This is a genomic window from Propionispora sp. 2/2-37 (genome assembly GCF_001298735.1).
Lineage (GTDB): Bacteria > Bacillota > Negativicutes > Propionisporales > Propionisporaceae > Propionispora.
In genome coordinates this window covers 58,983-75,665 of record NZ_CYSP01000008.1, presented here as the reverse complement: position 1 = coordinate 75,665, position 16,683 = coordinate 58,983, and the positions used below count along the sequence as shown (strand labels likewise).

General features: G+C 47.9%; 16 protein-coding genes and 1 riboswitch. Of the genes, 14 read left to right on the top strand and 2 right to left on the bottom strand.

What is annotated here, in order from left to right; translation table 11 throughout:
• Positions 1-9 precede the first annotated feature (9 nt).
• The 8 genes from P22_RS10070 to rbsB all read left to right on the top strand — a co-directional run bounded on the left by P22_RS10070 (position 10) and on the right by rbsB (position 8,103).
• A complete protein-coding gene (locus tag P22_RS10070) occupies positions 10-585 on the top strand; it encodes a TetR-like C-terminal domain-containing protein (RefSeq protein ID WP_054260104.1) in 576 nt (191 codons plus the stop codon).
• A 40-nt stretch (positions 586-625) separates the two neighbouring features.
• A complete protein-coding gene (locus P22_RS10065; protein WP_054260103.1) occupies positions 626-1,864 on the top strand; it encodes a multidrug efflux MFS transporter in 1,239 nt (412 codons plus the stop codon).
• 328 nt (positions 1,865-2,192) lie between these two features.
• Positions 2,193-3,221 (top strand): LacI family DNA-binding transcriptional regulator, encoded by a 1,029-nt coding sequence (locus P22_RS10055; RefSeq protein WP_054260101.1) that lies wholly within the window; start codon positions 2,193-2,195, stop codon positions 3,219-3,221.
• A 2-nt stretch (positions 3,222-3,223) separates the two neighbouring features.
• Positions 3,224-4,201, top strand: a complete 978-nt coding sequence (gene rbsK / locus P22_RS10050) for a ribokinase (protein ID WP_235814612.1) — start codon at positions 3,224-3,226, stop codon at positions 4,199-4,201.
• A complete protein-coding gene (gene rbsD / locus P22_RS10045) occupies positions 4,176-4,571 on the top strand; it encodes a D-ribose pyranase (RefSeq protein ID WP_054260100.1) in 396 nt (131 codons plus the stop codon). Before rbsK ends, rbsD begins: the two co-directional genes overlap by 26 nt.
• A 46-nt stretch (positions 4,572-4,617) precedes the next feature.
• Positions 4,618-6,138, top strand: coding sequence for a sugar ABC transporter ATP-binding protein (locus tag P22_RS10040; RefSeq protein ID WP_235814611.1), 1,521 nt, complete (start codon positions 4,618-4,620; stop codon positions 6,136-6,138).
• The gene (locus tag P22_RS10035; RefSeq protein WP_216598061.1) at positions 6,122-7,072 is read left to right on the top strand and encodes an ABC transporter permease subunit; all 951 of its coding nucleotides are present in this window, start codon (positions 6,122-6,124) and stop codon (positions 7,070-7,072) included. The genes P22_RS10040 and P22_RS10035 overlap by 17 nt, the downstream gene beginning before the upstream one ends.
• A gap of 92 nt (positions 7,073-7,164) precedes the next feature.
• Positions 7,165-8,103: a ribose ABC transporter substrate-binding protein RbsB gene (gene rbsB, locus P22_RS10030; RefSeq protein ID WP_054260099.1), complete on the top strand. Its 939-nt coding sequence runs from the start codon at positions 7,165-7,167 to the stop codon at positions 8,101-8,103.
• A gap of 180 nt (positions 8,104-8,283) precedes the next feature.
• Here the strand turns inward: rbsB and P22_RS10025 are convergent, their stop codons facing one another.
• Positions 8,284-10,305, bottom strand: coding sequence for a methyl-accepting chemotaxis protein (locus tag P22_RS10025; RefSeq protein ID WP_235814609.1), 2,022 nt, complete (start codon positions 10,303-10,305; stop codon positions 8,284-8,286).
• 131 nt (positions 10,306-10,436) lie between these two features.
• The gene (budA, locus tag P22_RS10020) at positions 10,437-11,219 is read right to left on the bottom strand and encodes an acetolactate decarboxylase (RefSeq protein ID WP_054260098.1); all 783 of its coding nucleotides are present in this window, start codon (positions 11,217-11,219) and stop codon (positions 10,437-10,439) included.
• A 375-nt stretch (positions 11,220-11,594) separates the two neighbouring features.
• Between budA and P22_RS10015 the strand changes: the two genes are divergently transcribed.
• From P22_RS10015 to P22_RS09990, 6 genes are all read left to right on the top strand, one after another.
• Positions 11,595-12,530, top strand: coding sequence for an ABC transporter substrate-binding protein (locus P22_RS10015; protein WP_054260097.1), 936 nt, complete (start codon positions 11,595-11,597; stop codon positions 12,528-12,530).
• Between the two features lie 3 nt (positions 12,531-12,533).
• Positions 12,534-13,286: an ABC transporter ATP-binding protein gene (locus P22_RS10010; RefSeq protein WP_054260096.1), complete on the top strand. Its 753-nt coding sequence runs from the start codon at positions 12,534-12,536 to the stop codon at positions 13,284-13,286.
• The gene (locus P22_RS10005) at positions 13,283-14,029 is read left to right on the top strand and encodes an ABC transporter permease (protein ID WP_054260095.1); all 747 of its coding nucleotides are present in this window, start codon (positions 13,283-13,285) and stop codon (positions 14,027-14,029) included. Before P22_RS10010 ends, P22_RS10005 begins: the two co-directional genes overlap by 4 nt.
• 325 nt (positions 14,030-14,354) lie before the next feature.
• Positions 14,355-15,377: an HlyD family secretion protein gene (locus P22_RS10000; protein WP_054260094.1), complete on the top strand. Its 1,023-nt coding sequence runs from the start codon at positions 14,355-14,357 to the stop codon at positions 15,375-15,377.
• A gap of 170 nt (positions 15,378-15,547) precedes the next feature.
• Positions 15,548-15,811 carry a hypothetical protein gene (locus P22_RS09995; RefSeq protein ID WP_156318922.1) on the top strand — a complete coding sequence of 88 codons (264 nt, stop codon included), beginning with the start codon at positions 15,548-15,550 and terminating at the stop codon, positions 15,809-15,811.
• Positions 15,812-15,854: 43 nt separating this feature from the next.
• Positions 15,855-15,982: riboswitch (FMN riboswitch) on the top strand.
• A 77-nt stretch (positions 15,983-16,059) separates the two neighbouring features.
• A complete protein-coding gene (locus P22_RS09990) occupies positions 16,060-16,647 on the top strand; it encodes an ECF transporter S component (protein ID WP_054260092.1) in 588 nt (195 codons plus the stop codon).
• Positions 16,648-16,683 lie beyond the last annotated feature (36 nt).

Below are 16,683 nucleotides of genomic sequence, written 5' to 3'. Positions count from 1 at the left end.
GTGCTTATTTTGGGCACGCGTGCAGGGCTTAGCTACCAGGTACTAATCGAGACGGCTGCAAACATTGCCGATCAATCCGGACTGGACAATGTCACATTGACAGCCATTGCTGAAGCATTAGGGGTCCGCAAACCATCCTTATATAATCATATACAGGGCTTACCGGACTTGCGCCGCGGCTTGGCGGTTTTTGGAAGCCGCGAGCTTAAAGCAAGGATTAGCGGCGCAGCAATCGGCAAAGCAGGGCGGGATGCTATTCATGCTGTTGCTGCGGCTTACCGGAATTTTGCGCATGAACGGCCCGGCTTGTATCAAGGCATTGTGTCACGGGCTTATCGGGATGATCAACTGGTAAAAGTGGCTACACAAGAGCTGATGGCCGTACTGTATGCTGTTTTGCAGCCCTACCATTTGCCGGAACATGAACTGATTCATGCTGTTCGCGGCTTACGCAGCATTATGCATGGGTTTGTGGCTTTGGAAGCCGGCGGCTGGTTTGCTCAGCCGGCAGACCGGGAGAAAAGTTTTATGCAATTGGTAGATACTTTCATCCGGGGGCTGGAGGTTGTGGCTGACGAACATTAATATTCTGCAGTGAGTGCAGATAGTAAGGAAGGCTTTCATTATGGAAATGTGGAAACGAAATTTATTTATTTGCTGGCTGGGGGCGTTTGCCACAGCCTCGGCATTAAGTCAGGTGGCGCCCGTACTGCCTTTATACATTGATCATTTGGGGGTGCATGACACTGCGGATATTGAAATGTGGTCAGGAATAGCATTTGGCAGTACCACGCTGGTATTGGCGATTTTTTCACCGCTGTGGGGAAAGCTGGCCGACACTTATGGCCGGAAAGCCATGCTGCTCAGGGCCAGCCTGGGAATGTCGGTGGTGATTAGCTGTACAGGTTTTGTTCAGAACGTATATCAGTTGGTGGGCTTGCGCCTGCTGCTGGGGACAATTGCCGGGTTTAATTCAGGTGCTGTCACGCTTATCGCTACCCAGACTCCGAAAGAACGGGCCGGCTGGGCTTTGGGGACACTTTCTACGGGAGTTGTCGGCGGCACACTGCTGGGCCCTTTACTGGGCGGCTATATGGTGGAGATTCTGGGTTTTAGAAATGTATTCTTTGCTATGGGGGCGCTGCTGCTGATTGCCTTTATGCTCACTTTATGTTTTGTCAGGGAAAAACCCCTGCATAAGCCGGAGGCGGTTCTTGGTTTTCAGGCTATCTGGCAGCGTCTGCCGGATAAGCATTTGCTGGTTTCCATGTTTGTCACTACTTTTATGCTGCAGCTGGCGTTATTTTCGATTGAACCGATCATTACCGTATATGTAAAGGTATTGTCCCCGGAAAATGAGCATATTGCCTTGCTTTCCGGCATGATTTTTGCTGCTTCCGGCATAGCCGGCATATTGGCTGCGCCGTGGCTGGGAAAGTTATCCGACCGTATTGGTGCACATAAAGTTATGCTGGCTGCGCTGGTTCTGGCAGGATGTTTGTTTGTTCCCCAGGCCTTGGTGGAGAATGAATGGCAGCTTTTGGGACTGCGTTTTTTACTGGGTTTGGCTACCGCAGCCTTGCTGCCGTCTATTAATACCCTGCTCAAGAAAAGTACTCCGGATGCTGTGGCCGGACGGGTTTTTGGCTATAACCAGTCTGCTCAGTTTTTAGGAACTTTTAGCGGTGCCATAGTCGGTGGCCAGATTGCCGCCCGTTTTGGAATTGCCTATGTGTTTTTTGTTACCAGTGCTTTGCTGCTGTTAAACGCCGCATGGGTCTACTGCAATGTATTCAGGAAGCTGAATCAAAAGCTGCCGATAGTGGAGGATTCCTTATTGGCTGGCAGAGTTCGACAGTTTTAGCAGAATAAATGATATATACTGATGTTGAGGAAACGGATTTCCTTGACTTCTATTTATACCTCCATGTTTATCATATGTTGTGTTTTGCTGGGTTTTGGTGTGAAAGTGTGTCCGGACACAGCGAATGCTCCTGGGGCACCCTGCTGTGCCTGCAGGGGCCTTTTTTTATCATGGCTATTAGCCGGAATAAAGTGGAGACGGTTTTATTTTTTTTAATTTAAAAATAATAAAAAATTTTCAGAAATATATTGACAGTTACTGTTGTAAACGTTTACAATACTCTTGTAAACGTTTACATGAAAATCTGGCTAATAAAGAGATATAACCTATGAAAAATACGAAAACAACAATTAAAGATGTTGCGCGGGCCGCAGGGGTATCCATCGCAACCGTTTCGCGAATTTTAAACGGCAGCGGCATTGTTTCGCCACAGCTAATGAAAAAAGTACAGACGGCGGTTGAAACGACGGGATATTATCCCAATGCCGTAGCCAGGGCGTTGAAAATTAAAGAGTCAAAAAGTATTGGGCTCATTATTCCGGATATCGAAAATCCTTTTTTTCCTGCCTTGGTACGGGGGATAGAAGATGCTGCCCGCAAACATGATTATGCCGTTATTTTGTGTAATTCGGACGGCTATGCCGCGGAGGAGAACCGGTACATCCATTTTCTCTATAGCAAACAGGTAGACGGAGTCATTTTTACCGGAGGCATTCATGGTGATGAAAATCTGGCTTTGCTGTCGGAGTTAGCCTTGCCGGTAGTCACCTTAGACAGACAGTCCAATGTAGCCAACGTGAATTCTGTCGGTGTGGATAACTACTATGGAGCCATGCTGGCGGTAAGACATCTGATTGAGCAAGGGGCAGAGAAAATTGCCTTTCTGGGAGGCGCAGCCCGGCTGTCTGTTGCGGCGGAACGGTTTCAGGGATATCAGGATGCTTTAGCAGAAGAGGGGATTTTATTTTCAAGTAATTTAATTCTGCACGGCGAGTTTACTTTTGACAGCGGGTACCAAAATGCGGCGCGGCTATTAAAAAATGAGGAGTCCTTTGATGCCATTTTTGCGGCCAATGATTTGATCGCCTTTGGTGCGATGGAGTGTCTTGCCGAGCGGGGGATTAAGGTGCCGCAGGAAGTAATGGTAGCCGGTTATGATGATATTTGGATGGCCAGATGGTATAAGCCGTCCTTGACTACGGTGCGTCAGCCGGTTTATCAAATGGGGCAAAAAGCGGTAGACATTTTGCTGACCCTGCTTTCTGATAAGGACCGTGCGGTGCAGGCGGAAAAATTCCGCCCGGAATTAGTCATACGTAATTCGACGTGCAGCGGAAACATACTACTGGAGGAGTAGGCATGAACAAGGAAACAATGGCAGCTTGCGCCTTGCCGGTACTGGTGATAGGCAGTTTGAATATGGATTTGGTTGTCACTGTCTGTCAATTACCGCAGCAGGGTGAAACGGTTTTTGGCAGGAATTTTGCAACATTTCCGGGCGGCAAGGGCGCCAACCAGGCGGTTGCCGCGGCAAAACTAGGGGCGCGGGTAACCATGGTCGGTTGTGTGGGACAGGACAATTTTGCGGCAGAACTGCTGGAAAGCTTGAGACTGGCCGGAGTGGAGACTTCACAGGTGCGGTCGGTGACAGGAAAAACGACAGGCGTGGCATTAATTACTGTGGCCGATAAAGGAGTAAATACTATCGTAGTGGTTGCCGGTGCGAATCAGGAATGCAATCCCGGCGACGTACAGGCTGCTTTAGCGAAAACGAAGAATCCGGGTATTGTGCTGCTACAAAATGAAGTACCGCCGGCAACCGTGGAATATGCCATTCGCACTGCCGGTGAGCAGGGCTGGAAAGTAATTTATAATCCGGCACCTGCCCGGACTGTGGATGCCGGGATCTTGGGGCTGGTAGATATACTGACTCCGAATGAAACCGAGCTGGCCGCTTTAACCGGTATGCCGGTACGTTCGCAGCAGGAGGCTGTTGCAGCAGGAAAAAAATTGCTGCAAACGGGTGTGAAACAAATCATCGTCACGATGGGGGCCGCCGGAGCGCTGCTGATTGCTGAACGAATGGTAAAGGCGGTCCCGGCTATTCAGGTACAAGCCGTCGACAGCACGGCGGCCGGGGATTGCTATACCGGAGCTGTAGCCGCCGGGCTTGCGGAAGGGCAGCCGCTTGAAACCGCCTTGCATTTTGCTGCGGTGGCTGCCGGCTTGTCAGTGACCCGAGAGGGGGCGCAATCCGCTTTACCTTCAAAGGATGCAGTCGAAAAGTATATGAGAAAAAAGGTGAAAATGTATGAAAAAAAATGGCGTGCTGAATAAAGAAATCAGCGAAGTGATTGCCGGCATGGGACATTATGATATGCTGGTGATCGGTGATGCGGGACTGCCTGTTCCCTCCGGTGTTAAAAGGATCGATTTAGCACTTACCAGGGGAATTCCGGATTTTCTTTCTACTTTAAAGGTTGTGCTGGAAGAGCTGCAGGTGGAAAATGCCGTGGTTGCAGCTGAGATGGAAAGCGTCAGCCCGCTGCTCCATCAGAACATGCTGAAAATTATTAAGGGGATCCCGGTTAGCAAGGTTACACATGAAGAATTTAAAAAAATAACGCATAGCGCGGCAGCCATTATCCGGACAGGTGAATTTACGCCCTATGCAAATGTCATTTTACAATCCGGTGTTGTTTTTTGAATGGACCGGTAATTCATGTTAGCAGATTTGCTAAGGAGGTAGAGCTGTGGAGAATAAGCCATTGCTCGAAATGCGGGGAATTGTCAAAGAATTTCCGGGCGTGAAGGCCTTGAAAGAGGTTGATTTCTCTTTATATAGCGGAGAAATACATGCTTTGCTGGGTGAGAATGGTGCGGGAAAATCTACGTTAATGAAAGTGTTAAGTGGTGTATACAGCAAGGACGCAGGAGAGATTCGGCTGTCCGGAGAGTCAATTGCATTTTCCGGACCACGTCAGGCCCAGGAAGCAGGCATCGGCATCATTCATCAGGAATTAAACCTGATTCCCGAGCTTACGGTTATGGAAAATATTTTCTTGGGACGTGAACCGCAAACTCATTTGGGCTTTGTAGATAAAAAAGATATGTATAGAAAGGCACAAGCCATTCTTGCGCAACTGGGCAGTACAATTAAACCGGACACAGTGATCTCCGAGCTGAGTATTGGCGCACAGCAAATGGTGGAAATCTCCAAAGCGCTGTCTTACAAAACGCGCATTTTAATCATGGACGAACCGACGGCGGCTTTAACGGAACGGGAAACGGAATCTTTATTTGCGATTATCCGGCAACTGGCCGCCCAGGGTGTTGCCATTGTTTACATTTCGCACCGGATGGAAGAATTATTTGCTTTAAGTGACCGTATTACGGTAATGCGGGATGGCAGCTATGTCGGTACGGTTGCAACGGCCGGGGCATCTTTTGACCAACTGGTAACCATGATGGTCGGACGCGAGATTACCGAGCGGTTTCCCAAGATAAGCGTCACTATGGGCAGGGAAGTTTTACGTGTCGAGGGTTTGAACCGCCCCGGAGTGCTGCAGGATATATCCTTATCCGTACGGGCCGGTGAAATTGTCGGTTTGGCCGGACTGATGGGCGCGGGACGAACAGAACTGGCGCGCGCTATTTTTGGCGCGGACCGGATTACCGGCGGAACGGTTTGGGTAGTAGGGGAGAAAAAAGCGATTCGTTCGCCTGCTGACGCAATCCGGGCCGGCATGGGCTTAATTACGGAAGATCGCAAGCATGAAGGGCTTGTGTTATCTATGACGGTCGGCCAAAATATTTCTCTGGCGGCGTTGCAGGCAGTTTGCCGGCAAACCTTTATCCAAACTTCGGATGAGAATAATTTAATCCGGCAGTATATTGATAAATTGAAGATTCGGACGCCCCATGCAAATAAAGCCGTGCGGGACCTCAGCGGCGGCAACCAGCAAAAGGTCGTTATTGCCAAATGGCTCTCGAATAAACCGAAAATTCTGATCATGGATGAGCCGACCCGTGGAGTAGATGTGGGGGCCAAGGCTGAGATCTACCACATTATGAATATGTTGGTTTCGGAGGGGGTAGGTATTTTAATGATATCCTCCGAACTACCGGAAATACTGGGAATGAGCGACCGGGTACTGGTCATGTCTAGGGGCAGAATAACAGGAGAACTGGCCATAGCCGAAGCTACGCAGGAAAAAATTATGGCTTTTGCAACCGGAAGAGGAGGGGGCGCAACCAGTGTTACAGGCAAATGAGTTGTTAACGTCGAAAACAAATCTTCTTAAAAAACTTGGTCCGCTATTGGGGCTGCTCCTTGTCAGTGTTTCACTTGCATTGATTTCCGAGGAGTTTTTGACGGTGAGCAATCTGTTGAACGTAGCCCGGCAAATATCCCTGAATGCGATTATCAGTGTAGGCATGACATTGGTTATCCTGACAGGCGGCATCGACCTGTCCGTCGGTTCGATTGTTGCGATTGCCGGCAGCGTTACCGCCGGATTAATCCTGCAGGGAACAGGCCTTGCCGTGGCGATTGGCGCCGCACTGTTGTTAGGTGCCGCCATAGGCGGCTTTAATGGGCTTTTGATTACCAGGGGAGGGGTACCGCCGTTTATTGCCACCATGGGCATGATGACCATCGTACGCGGTTACAGCCTGATTTACACCGACGGTCGTCCGATCACGGGGCTTAGTGAGCAATTCCGCTGGCTGGGTGGTGGTTATATTGCCGGGATTCCGGTTCCGGTCGTCCTTATGGTGATTATCTTTGCCGCTGCGTATATCTTTTTGAAGCAAAATCGCTATGGACGGTATATTTACGCAATCGGCGGTAATGAAGAGGCAACCCGGTTATCAGGAATTAATACGAAGGGAGTCTTGTTGTCCGTATATGTTATAGCCGGTTTTATGGCGGCTTTAAGCGGTATTATTTTAACATCCCGTTTAAATTCGGCGCAACCGACCGCAGGGGTCAGTTTTGAAATGGACGCCATTGCGGCGGTCGTCCTGGGAGGAACCAGTTTAGCGGGTGGTGTGGGGACCATTGGGGGAACGCTAATCGGGGCCATGATTATCGGCGTACTTGATAATGGTTTAAATCTTTTGAACGTTTCCTCTTTTTACCAGCAAGTGGCTAAAGGGGTTGTTATCCTACTGGCGGTGCTTTTAGATCGCAAAAAGAGCAAATAAATGATTTTCGATAGAGTATAGAAGGCGGGGAGGGAGGAAAGACAGGCGAGAACAGGTGAACGGGCACTATTAAAAAATAGGGGGGAAGAATTATGTTTTCGGTATGGCGGAAAAAAAGTCTGTGGATTATTGGTTTAGTGATGGTGTCTATTGTCGGCTTGGTGACCGGCTGCGGCGGTAATAAAGCGGCTCAGCCGCAAGAAAAGAGCGATAAAAAGGTCATTGGATTTTCGGTTTCTACTTTAAATAATCCGTTTTTTGTAGATCTAAGGGATGGTGCGCAGGCAGCCGCTAAAGAAATGGGTGTTGAATTGATCGTGATGGATGCGCAAAATGATACTTCAAAGCAAATGTCCAATATTGAAAATTTAGTGCAGCAGAAAGTAAGCGTGTTAATTGTCAATCCGGTTGATTCAAAGGCGATCGTTCCGGCAATTGAAGCAGCCAATAAGGCCAATATTCCGGTCATTACAGTGGATAGAAGTGCGGAAGGCGGCAAAGTTGTGAGCGCCATTGCTTCCGATAATGTAGCCGGCGGTAAAATGGCCGCCCAGCTCTTGATTGACAAGTTGGGCGGTAAGGGTAAAGTGGTTGAACTGGAAGGCATTCCCGGAAGCTCGGCAGCAAATGACCGTGGTAAAGGGTTTGACGACGCAATGAAAGCTGCGGCAGGCATTTCGATAGTAGCCAAACAACCGGCTGATTTTGACCGGGCCAAGGGCATGAAAGTCATGGAAAATATTTTACAGGCAAATCCGGAGATCCAGGCTGTTTTTGCGCAAAATGATGAAATGGCGCTGGGGGCAGTAGAAGCCATTAAAGCAGTTAACCGGACCAACGTACTGGTGGTGGGCTTTGATGCCACGGCCGATGCGGTGACGGCGGTTAATAGCGGTGATATGCTGGCAACGGTAGCGCAAAAACCTAAAGATATGGGCAAAATTTCTATTGAAACCGCTATAAAAATCATGAATGGTGAAGCGGTCGCTGCATCCATACCTGTTCCTCTGGAGCTGATTGTTAAAAAGTAAATCGTTCTTTTGGCAGCCGTTTTCCAGGTTGGAGCAGTGTCCAATGTAGCTGAAGCAGAAAAGATGGATAGCCACTTCGTACAATATAAGATAGAAACGGTGGCAAAGCAAAGGAGCCGGTTAAGATCGTAAGGCAGATGAATAAGCCTGTTACGATCCCGGCTCCTTTTGGTGCAGCGTCTAAATTTTAAATTTGCCCAACACGGCTTTCAGCTTGTCCGATAACTGGGCAAGATTATCGCTCGCGGCGGCAATTTCTTCCATCGAAGCTGATTGTTCTTCGGTAGCGGCGGAAACGGTCTGGGTGTGGGCAACGGTTTCTTCGATGACCTGGGTGATTTCCTGGGAGGAATTCTCTACGGTTATTTTACTATTGGCCAGTTGTTCAGCCGTGGCCAGTACCTCGGCAGTTCGTTCATATACCGTACTGATGATTTTGGAGATTTCTTCAAACTGTACTCCGGCTTCATGGACATTGGCAATACCTGACTCTACATCGGTTACTGCCTGTTCTACCGCGGTAACGGCATTGGTTACATTGGCATTGGTATCTTTGATCAAGGCAATAATCTGACCGGTTGCTTCCTGGGACTGCTCGGCCAAACGCCGCACTTCCTCGGCAACGACGGCAAAGCCCCGGCCGTATTCACCGGCCCGGGCCGCTTCAATAGCGGCATTCAAGGCCAGCAGATTGGTCTGGGAAGCGATATTGGAAATCAATTCGACAATTTCGCCGATTTTTGCAGAGCCGACAGATAATTGGCTTACCGTTTCACTTACCTTTTTCGCACTGCTGCCAATATTGTTCATTTGTGTTACCGCCGTTTGTACGGTGGAACCGCCCTGTTTGGTTTTTTCAACTGCAGTTGTAGCCAGGCTGCTGGCTGCTTCGGTATGGTTTTTCATATTGTCAATCTGTCCGATGATATCGGTAAATACTTCGCTGGATTTGCTGGCGGCCGCTTGTCCGCGCTGGGCACCCATGGCCACCTGGGATACGGTGGTAGCTACCTGATTGGCGGCTTGTGCCGACTGTCCGGCGCTTTCTTTCAGTTGTACGGAAGAACTGGCGACCTGATGGGCGGAGTCGGACACCTGGCTGATTAACGACCATAGTTGCGACCGCATTTGGATCATGGCATTGCGCAGGACGCCGATCTCATCCTGTGTACGGTATTGTGACCGGTCGGTCTGCTCGAGCGTAATTTCTCGCAAATCACCATTGGCAATGGCGCTGGCGTATTCCGACATTTCCCTGATCGGGCGCACGATTTTTCCGGCCATCCAATTAATGATGAATACGGCAATCAGCAAGCCAAGAATGAATAAACCGATAAAAATCCAGGTGATCCGGTAGAGCGCGGCGAATTGTTCCGAAGTGGGCGCCACGGTGAACACACCCCAGCGGTCCTGAGTCGGAACATAGGCAACAATGGACTCAACTCCGTCTATTCGAGTAATAAAATGTCCGCTGGTGCCGTTTTTTATGTCTTCCAGCGCTCTGGTCAGATAGGGGTTGTTTAAATCCTGGATGCTCTTTTGCATGACCAGTTCTTTATTCGGATGGCTGGTAATGACTCCGTCCGGGGCAATTAAAATACAGTAGCCCTCCTGACCAATTCTGGTTTCGTCAATATCTTTGGTGAACTTTTCCAGGGGGATTCCGCCGACAACGGCGCCGGTCACCTGCCCGTTGACGGTGATCGGCGCTCCCCCCACGACAATGGCCTGACCGGTGGTTACCGAGATGATCGGTTTATCGAGAAAAGGTATTCCCTGCGGAATGAGCTGTATATAGCTTAATTTGGAGGCGTCCACCAGTTTCCCGGCGCTGGTAGCTACTTCTTTGCCGGATAAGTCGGGCAGAAAGCTCACCGGATTCCATTGAGAATAATCTTCGTGCAGCTGCCTGGTAAATTGGAATTGTTTTTGCTGATCGGCGGTTAAAGCGGCAAATTGGTGAGTGCCCTGCTTGCCAAAGGTGGTCATGATGGTTTTTTCGCGCTGCATATCAATATCAATGGCATTGGCCAGTTGTTTGGCCTGAACTTCGAATTTTTCTTCCAAATTACGTTGGACAATCCGGGAGGTGTTCCAATAGCAGATAACCATGACGCTGAGTAGAATAATCCCCACGGTAACGGCAACGGCTAGCACCAGTTGTGTGCGTAAACTTTTCATTTGTGTGCGCAATTTTTCCAAAGTGAGACCTCCTTATAACGATGAGAATGTTCAAGGGTTTGATTGGGGATGATAAAACCTGCAAATGATATACGACAAATTTGCAGGTTTTTCATGAGACAATGCTATTGGAGAAGCATTGGAAATTTTATTTAGTTTTCTACCTTTTTCAATTCCCTGCTCAGATCTTTTTCTAAATTTACATGGCGGAAATCGCCATCAAGGGGCAGCGACATATAGAAATTAGTTATTTTATTTAACTGGTAAGCTGCGGTTGAAAAATGAAGATCTAAAACATGGCCGCCACTCTGGCGGTCTTCGGAAATAAAGTGCAGGTGATAGCCCGGAAGATTGACACCGTTAACATATTGGGGAGCCCAAAAGCCGACAATTGTCCCCTTCACGTTATGTAATTCAAAGACGTTCTGTTCTTTAGCCGCTTCGGATAAAGTTTTGTAAGGCTTATTCTGTGGAGGAATGCTCCTGGTTTTTACATAGTCAAATACTCCGTCCATACGGATGGCATAAAAATAATTCCTTTCTTTTATGATCGTATCGAAACGGTTTTCAAGCTCTCTAAACGAAGCAATATTCTGGATGGTTTGCGGTGCCTTGGCTTTAAAATGCATTACGGTGCCAAACGGTATCTTCATACTGTCATTGAGCAAAACGACTTTGCCGGTCGACTGGATTTGATAGAACTTTCCGTCAAGAGCAATGAGTTCACCGTCCAGACGTTCAGGGCAGCCTAAGCCGAAATCGCCATGCTGCTTCAAATCCTTAACGGTTTGTTCGCCGTCATATACACCCTGCATCAAGGCGTTAATAGTTGATACCTGGTACAGCTCGCCGGCTGGCTGGGCATAAGCGGCCACGGTAAGCAGAATTAATAATACTAAAGCGGTGATAGTGGTAAGAAATGCTGTTTTTTTCATAAAGAACCCTCCTGCTGGAATTGTTTTTAATTCTGTTCCTTTTATCGTAAAATCCTTATCTGGGAATAAACTAGAAATTTACCTACAAGATACCATAAGATGATAAAAAATCCTATTTAAGTATTTTTTTGGTGAAACTTGCCTGATTTTTAATGATTTTTACATATGTTCACATTTCTTGCAAAAACATTCATACGAATTAGGGGCAGGATTCTGTGTTTTAGCACAGAATTTGTAAATAGGTTCAAACAATAGATTGACATAATGTCAAGGAAAAGTACAAAAAATGAAAAGCCGGATAGAAAAGCGGTATGCCGGTTTATTTGTTTATGCCAATCGAAACGGGCTGTTTTTTGCGAAAGAGAGGTTTGTAACATGAAAAAAATAGGGTTATTGCTGAGCTTCACTTTACTGATGCTGATTTTCAGCGGCTGTGGTGTACAAAAAGAAACTGTGTCGGAACCGGTACTTGCTATTGGGCTAATGCCGGATGTGGATTCTATTCCGTTTATCATTGCACAGGAGAAAGGTTTTTTTAAAGAAGAGGGGGTCCAGGTAACTTTAACTTCCTTTAAAAGTGCCGTGGAACGGGACAGTGCGCTGCAAAGCGGCAACCTGGACGGTGCGGTGTCCGATGTGCTGGCGGAAGCCTTTGCCAAACAAGGCGGCTTTGATACCGTCATTACTTCGGCTACTACCGGCAGCTATAAACTGGTAGCAGGCCAACAGGAGGCGGTGACCTCGCTGCAAAATTTAAAAGGCAGGGACGTGGCTATATCCAAGAATACCATTATTGAATATGTTACCGATGAAATTGCAGCCCACAGCGGCTTGAGTGCGGCCGACATCAATAAAGTAATTGTCCCGCAAATTCCGGTGCGTTTGGAGATGTTGCAAAACGGCAAAATTGCTGCGGCCACACTGCCTGATCCGCTGGCAACCCTGGCAATCAAAAACGGCGGCAAACTGGTAAACAGCTCCGAGCAATTAGGGATCAATCCCGGAGTGATGCTTTTTACGGCCAAGGCGGCTAAGGAAAAGGGACAGCAAATTCAGGCCATGTACCGGGCTTATAATAAAGCGGTGGATTATATAAACAACGAACCGTTGGAGAACTACCTTGAACTGGTTATTGAAAAAAGCGGTTTTCCTCCGGCGATAAAGGACACTTTGGTTTTGCCGGAGTATCAAAAGGCAGCAGCGCCTAAACCTAAGGATGTTGAAGATGTGATTGCCTGGCTAAAACAAAAAGAGCTGATTCAGCAAGTTTACACCTATCAGGAACTGGTCAACGACCGCTTTGTGAGGTAGTCTATGATTACTTTGCAAAACCTCAGCGTGGGTTACCGCTCCGGAGGGGAAACATTTCAGGCGCTGGCGCAGGTGAATCTGGAATTGCCAACCGGAAAAACCTGTGCAATTATCGGTCCTTCCGGTTGCGGCAAATCGACCTTATTAAAAGTGCTGGCGGGTATTATTACCGAATATGAGGGCTTGGTGGAACTGGATGGAAAGCCAATCCGGCCCGAGTGTCAAAAAATAGGGTTTATTCCGCAAAATTATGGCCTGCTACCCTGGAAAACGGTGGCCGGCAATGCCCGCCTTGGGGTGAAAATTAAATACGGCTGTTTGTCCGGTGAAGGGGAAAACATGGAACAGTTATTGGCACAGCTCGGCTTGCTTGGCCTGGAAAATCGTTATCCAGGGGAATTAAGCGGCGGGCAGCAGCAGCGGGTTTCTCTGGCGCGCAGTTTTCTTCTGCAGCCCGATGTTCTGCTGATGGATGAACCCTTTTCAGCTTTGGATGCCATGACCAGGGAAGACATACAGAAAGTATTTTTGCGGGTCTGGAAACAGCATGCTGTTTCCACGGTGTTGGTTACGCATCATGTGGAAGAGGCTGTGTACCTGGGGCAGCAGATCATCATCTTATCCGGCTGCCCGGGAACGGTCAGCAAAATCATTGACAATCCTCTGTTCGGTCTGGAAGAAGCCCGGGATCAACCGGAATTTTTCCAAATGTGTCTTAAGCTGAGAAAAATGATAAAAGAGGATTGGTCGGCATGAAAGAAAATAGGTTGGGCGTGTGGTATCTGTATGGTATCATGATCTTTTTCGCATTGTGGCATGGGCTTGCCGGCTGGGTTGAACTGCCGATTATTCCTTATCCCTGGAGGGTTATTGTCAATTTATATGATGTGTTTGCCGCCAAGATTGCCATACATAGCCTTTACAGTCTGTGGCGTATGATGGCCGGTATGTGTCTGGCGGTTGCCGCCGGATTTCCCATCGGCCTTTGTATGGGGTATTTTCCTGGCTGGGACAGAACTTTGGCCCCTCTGGTCTATTTAACCTACCCTATTCCGAAAATTGCTTTGCTGCCGGTTATGATGCTGATTTTTGGCCTGGGAGATGTAACCAAAATATTGATGATATTTTTGATTATTTTATTTCAGGTCGTTGTGGCGGTACGCGACGGAGTAAAGAGTATTCCGAAAGAAACCTACTATCCCTTGTATTCGCTGGGAGCAGAATTTAAGGATATTGTGCGGGACATTCTGGTACCGGCTTCTCTGCCGTATTTTTTTACATCCCTGCGGGTGGCTATGGCAACAGCCATAGCGGTGTTGTTTTTTACGGAAACGTTTGGCACACAGTACGGCATGGGGTATTTTATCATGGATGCCTGGATGCGGGTCAATTATCTGGAGATGTATTCAGGAATTGTAATTTTAAGCGGTATTGGGCTGATTTTGTTTGGTACGATTGATTATCTGGAAAAAAAGCTGTGTTACTGGCAGTACAAATAAGAAGGAGCAGCAGACGGCCTTATCCATATGACTGACTGCTGTTTTTTTAAACAAGTGTTTAAATATATAAGAGGGTGCCTTATTCTTACAGAATGCAAAAAAAACAACTCTATTTGCGTATTTTACTGAAAAATAAGCTTTGCAGCTTTTTATAAAAGTTATTAATATTAATAATATTCGTGTTACTAATATTAAACTGATTTATCCTATTGCCGATAATGGCGGTCTTTTCTTCCGGAATTGGAAAAATAACTGTCCGCCGGCATGAAGTAGAGCTTGGCATTTACCTTTTGCGGCAATATTTGTTGAAATAGGAGCGTATAGCATGAGTCAGACAACAGGCAAATTAAGTAAACGGACAATTGGTATAATTGTTGGTATTTTGGTTATAGCCGCAGTTGCCGGTGGGGTATGGTGGTGGATTCGCAGCGGGAAAATTGTTTCCACCGATGATGCCCGGGTTAAAGGAACGATCGTCAGCGTCAGTCCCAAAGATAGCGGTCGTGTGGAAAAGGTACTGGTTAAAGAGGGCGATACCGTAACGGCCGGGCAAGTGCTTGCCACTCTGGAACAGCGGGAATTTATAGCGCAGTTGGAGCAAGCCAAAGGTGCTTTGTCAGCTGCTGAAGCCAAGCTGGCTTTAGCACAGGCCGGCAACCGGCCGCAGGAAATTGCCGAGGCCGGTGCGGCGGTAAGCCAGACCAAGGCTAATCTGGATAATGTCCGTAAGAATTATGAACGGGCGGAAACGCTGTATCAACAGGGGGCAGTATCCGCCCAGCAGCGTGATGCGGCAAAAACGGCGCTGGAAGTGGCCGAAGCCCAGCATAGCGCTTCTCAGGATTCCTATAGTGTCACCAATGAAGGCTCAAGAGTAGAAGATATTCAAATGCTGCAGGCTGAGGTAAAGAAGGCCCGGGCGGCAGTGCAAAGCGCCGAAATTCAGTATGAAGACACGGTCATCAGAGCCCCCGCCGGCGGTGTCGTTGCCGTAAAATCGGTAGAAGAGGGTGAAGTGGTGACAACAGGACAGCCGATCTTTAGTATCGCTAATCTGGACGATGTGTGGATTGCGGCCAATATTGAAGAAACCAATATTGGCAAGGTAAAGGTAGGACAGGAAGTCTCCTTCAACGTTGATGCGTATCCTGGAAAAACCTTCAACGGCAGGGTGACGGAAGTCGGACCTGCAGCCGGCTCACAATTTGCCTTGTTGCCTAATGAAAATACATCAGGTAATTTTACCAAGGTAACTCAGCGTCTTCCGGTTAAAATTCAGGCGACCGATCCGGGGCAGTTTCAGCTTAAGCCGGGAATGTCTGCGATTATTGATATTTATGTCCGTTAGAAGGGAAAGTACCATGACCGGAGTTATCCTGTTTATGGCCGCCTCTTTTCCCTGGGGCATGGCAGCGGACGTCAATACCTGATTCGGCCTGATTGTATTTCAGGAGAAGCGCTTTTGTCATTGCCGGCATATAGTATGATGTGCGATAATCGGTAGGGAGTGTGATGAATTTGGCATTGTCGAAGGATATAAATGATGTGCTCCAGGTATTTGTATATTCAAATTTAGCAGCTATTGCTGCCAATCAGCCGATAGCCGTATCACCGGCAGTTGAGCAAATTTTGCAGGTGCCGGTACTGAATAATCTGGGGAATATAGGGCTGCCGCCCGATATCCGGCAAATTGCCGAAGATTTTTTTGTGAATACCACTACTGCTGCCAGTACCATCTCCACCACTTCTACTGTTATTATTACTACAGAATCAACTACTTGAGAAATGCAGGATATTTTGGTATGATAAAAATAAAAATAGCTGTGAATATCTTCGGGGTAGGGTGAAATTCCCGACCGGTGGTAAGCAGTGCTGCTGCAAGCCCACGAGCCGCAAGGCAGACTTGGTGCGATTCCAAGGCCGACAGTACAGTCTGGATGAAAGAAGATATGAGAGAATCTTTACATCCCGGGATTTTCGGGATTTTTTATTTACCCCAACAGTGTTCTCAGGCACAATCAGGAGGTCTTATGGACAGGTATAAAGCGAATAATACAGCCAAAATCGGTTTGTTGGCGGCTGTTGCCACATTATTAATGTTTTTCGAGCTTCCCGTCCCAATGCTGCCGGTTTTTTTGAAGCTGGATATTAGCGAGCTTCCGGCGGTGATTGCGGCTTTTTCTCTGGGACCGGCCGCTGCGGTACTGGTGGATTTGGTCAAAAACCTGATTCATGCGACCAATACGCAAACGGCAGGAATTGGTGAAGTGGCAAATTTTATAGTGGGCGTTGCTTTTCTGGTGCCGGCCGGTATTGTGTATCGCAGGCGGCCTGCCTTTGGCGGGGCATTGCTGGCGCTGACTGCCGGTACGGCGTCGATGATTGCTGTAGCTTCGTTCATGAATTACTTTGTGCTGATACCCCTATACCAGGCGGTTTTACATTTCCCTATGGAACAAATCATTGCCATGGGAGCAGCCGCCAATCCGCATATTGTAGATTTGAAAACTTTTGTTACATTGGCGGTTGCACCCTTTAATGCAATCAAGGGTGCGGTTATTACCGCATTTACTTTATTGATATACCGCAAGGTACTGCCGCTATTGCGGGCCGGGTAATCACCGATGCAATGTTAGGCTGTCAGGAGAGTGGGG

Excerpts from the sequence above, each read along its gene's own strand:
- P22_RS10005 (WP_054260095.1), top strand. The coding sequence starts at position 13,283 with ATGAAAGAAAATAGGTTGGGCGTGTGGTATCTGTATGGTATCATGATC.
- budA (WP_054260098.1), bottom strand. The coding sequence starts at position 11,219 with ATGAAAAAAACAGCATTTCTTACCACTATCACCGCTTTAGTATTATTA.
- P22_RS10015 (WP_054260097.1), top strand. The coding sequence starts at position 11,595 with ATGAAAAAAATAGGGTTATTGCTGAGCTTCACTTTACTGATGCTGATT.
- rbsD (WP_054260100.1), top strand. The coding sequence starts at position 4,176 with ATGAAAAAAAATGGCGTGCTGAATAAAGAAATCAGCGAAGTGATTGCC.
- rbsK (WP_235814612.1), top strand. The coding sequence starts at position 3,224 with ATGAACAAGGAAACAATGGCAGCTTGCGCCTTGCCGGTACTGGTGATA.
- P22_RS10010 (WP_054260096.1), top strand. The coding sequence starts at position 12,534 with ATGATTACTTTGCAAAACCTCAGCGTGGGTTACCGCTCCGGAGGGGAA.
- P22_RS10000 (WP_054260094.1), top strand. The coding sequence starts at position 14,355 with ATGAGTCAGACAACAGGCAAATTAAGTAAACGGACAATTGGTATAATT.
- P22_RS09990 (WP_054260092.1), top strand. The coding sequence starts at position 16,060 with ATGGACAGGTATAAAGCGAATAATACAGCCAAAATCGGTTTGTTGGCG.
- P22_RS10055 (WP_054260101.1), top strand. The coding sequence starts at position 2,193 with ATGAAAAATACGAAAACAACAATTAAAGATGTTGCGCGGGCCGCAGGG.
- rbsB (WP_054260099.1), top strand. The coding sequence starts at position 7,165 with ATGTTTTCGGTATGGCGGAAAAAAAGTCTGTGGATTATTGGTTTAGTG.
- P22_RS10065 (WP_054260103.1), top strand. The coding sequence starts at position 626 with ATGGAAATGTGGAAACGAAATTTATTTATTTGCTGGCTGGGGGCGTTT.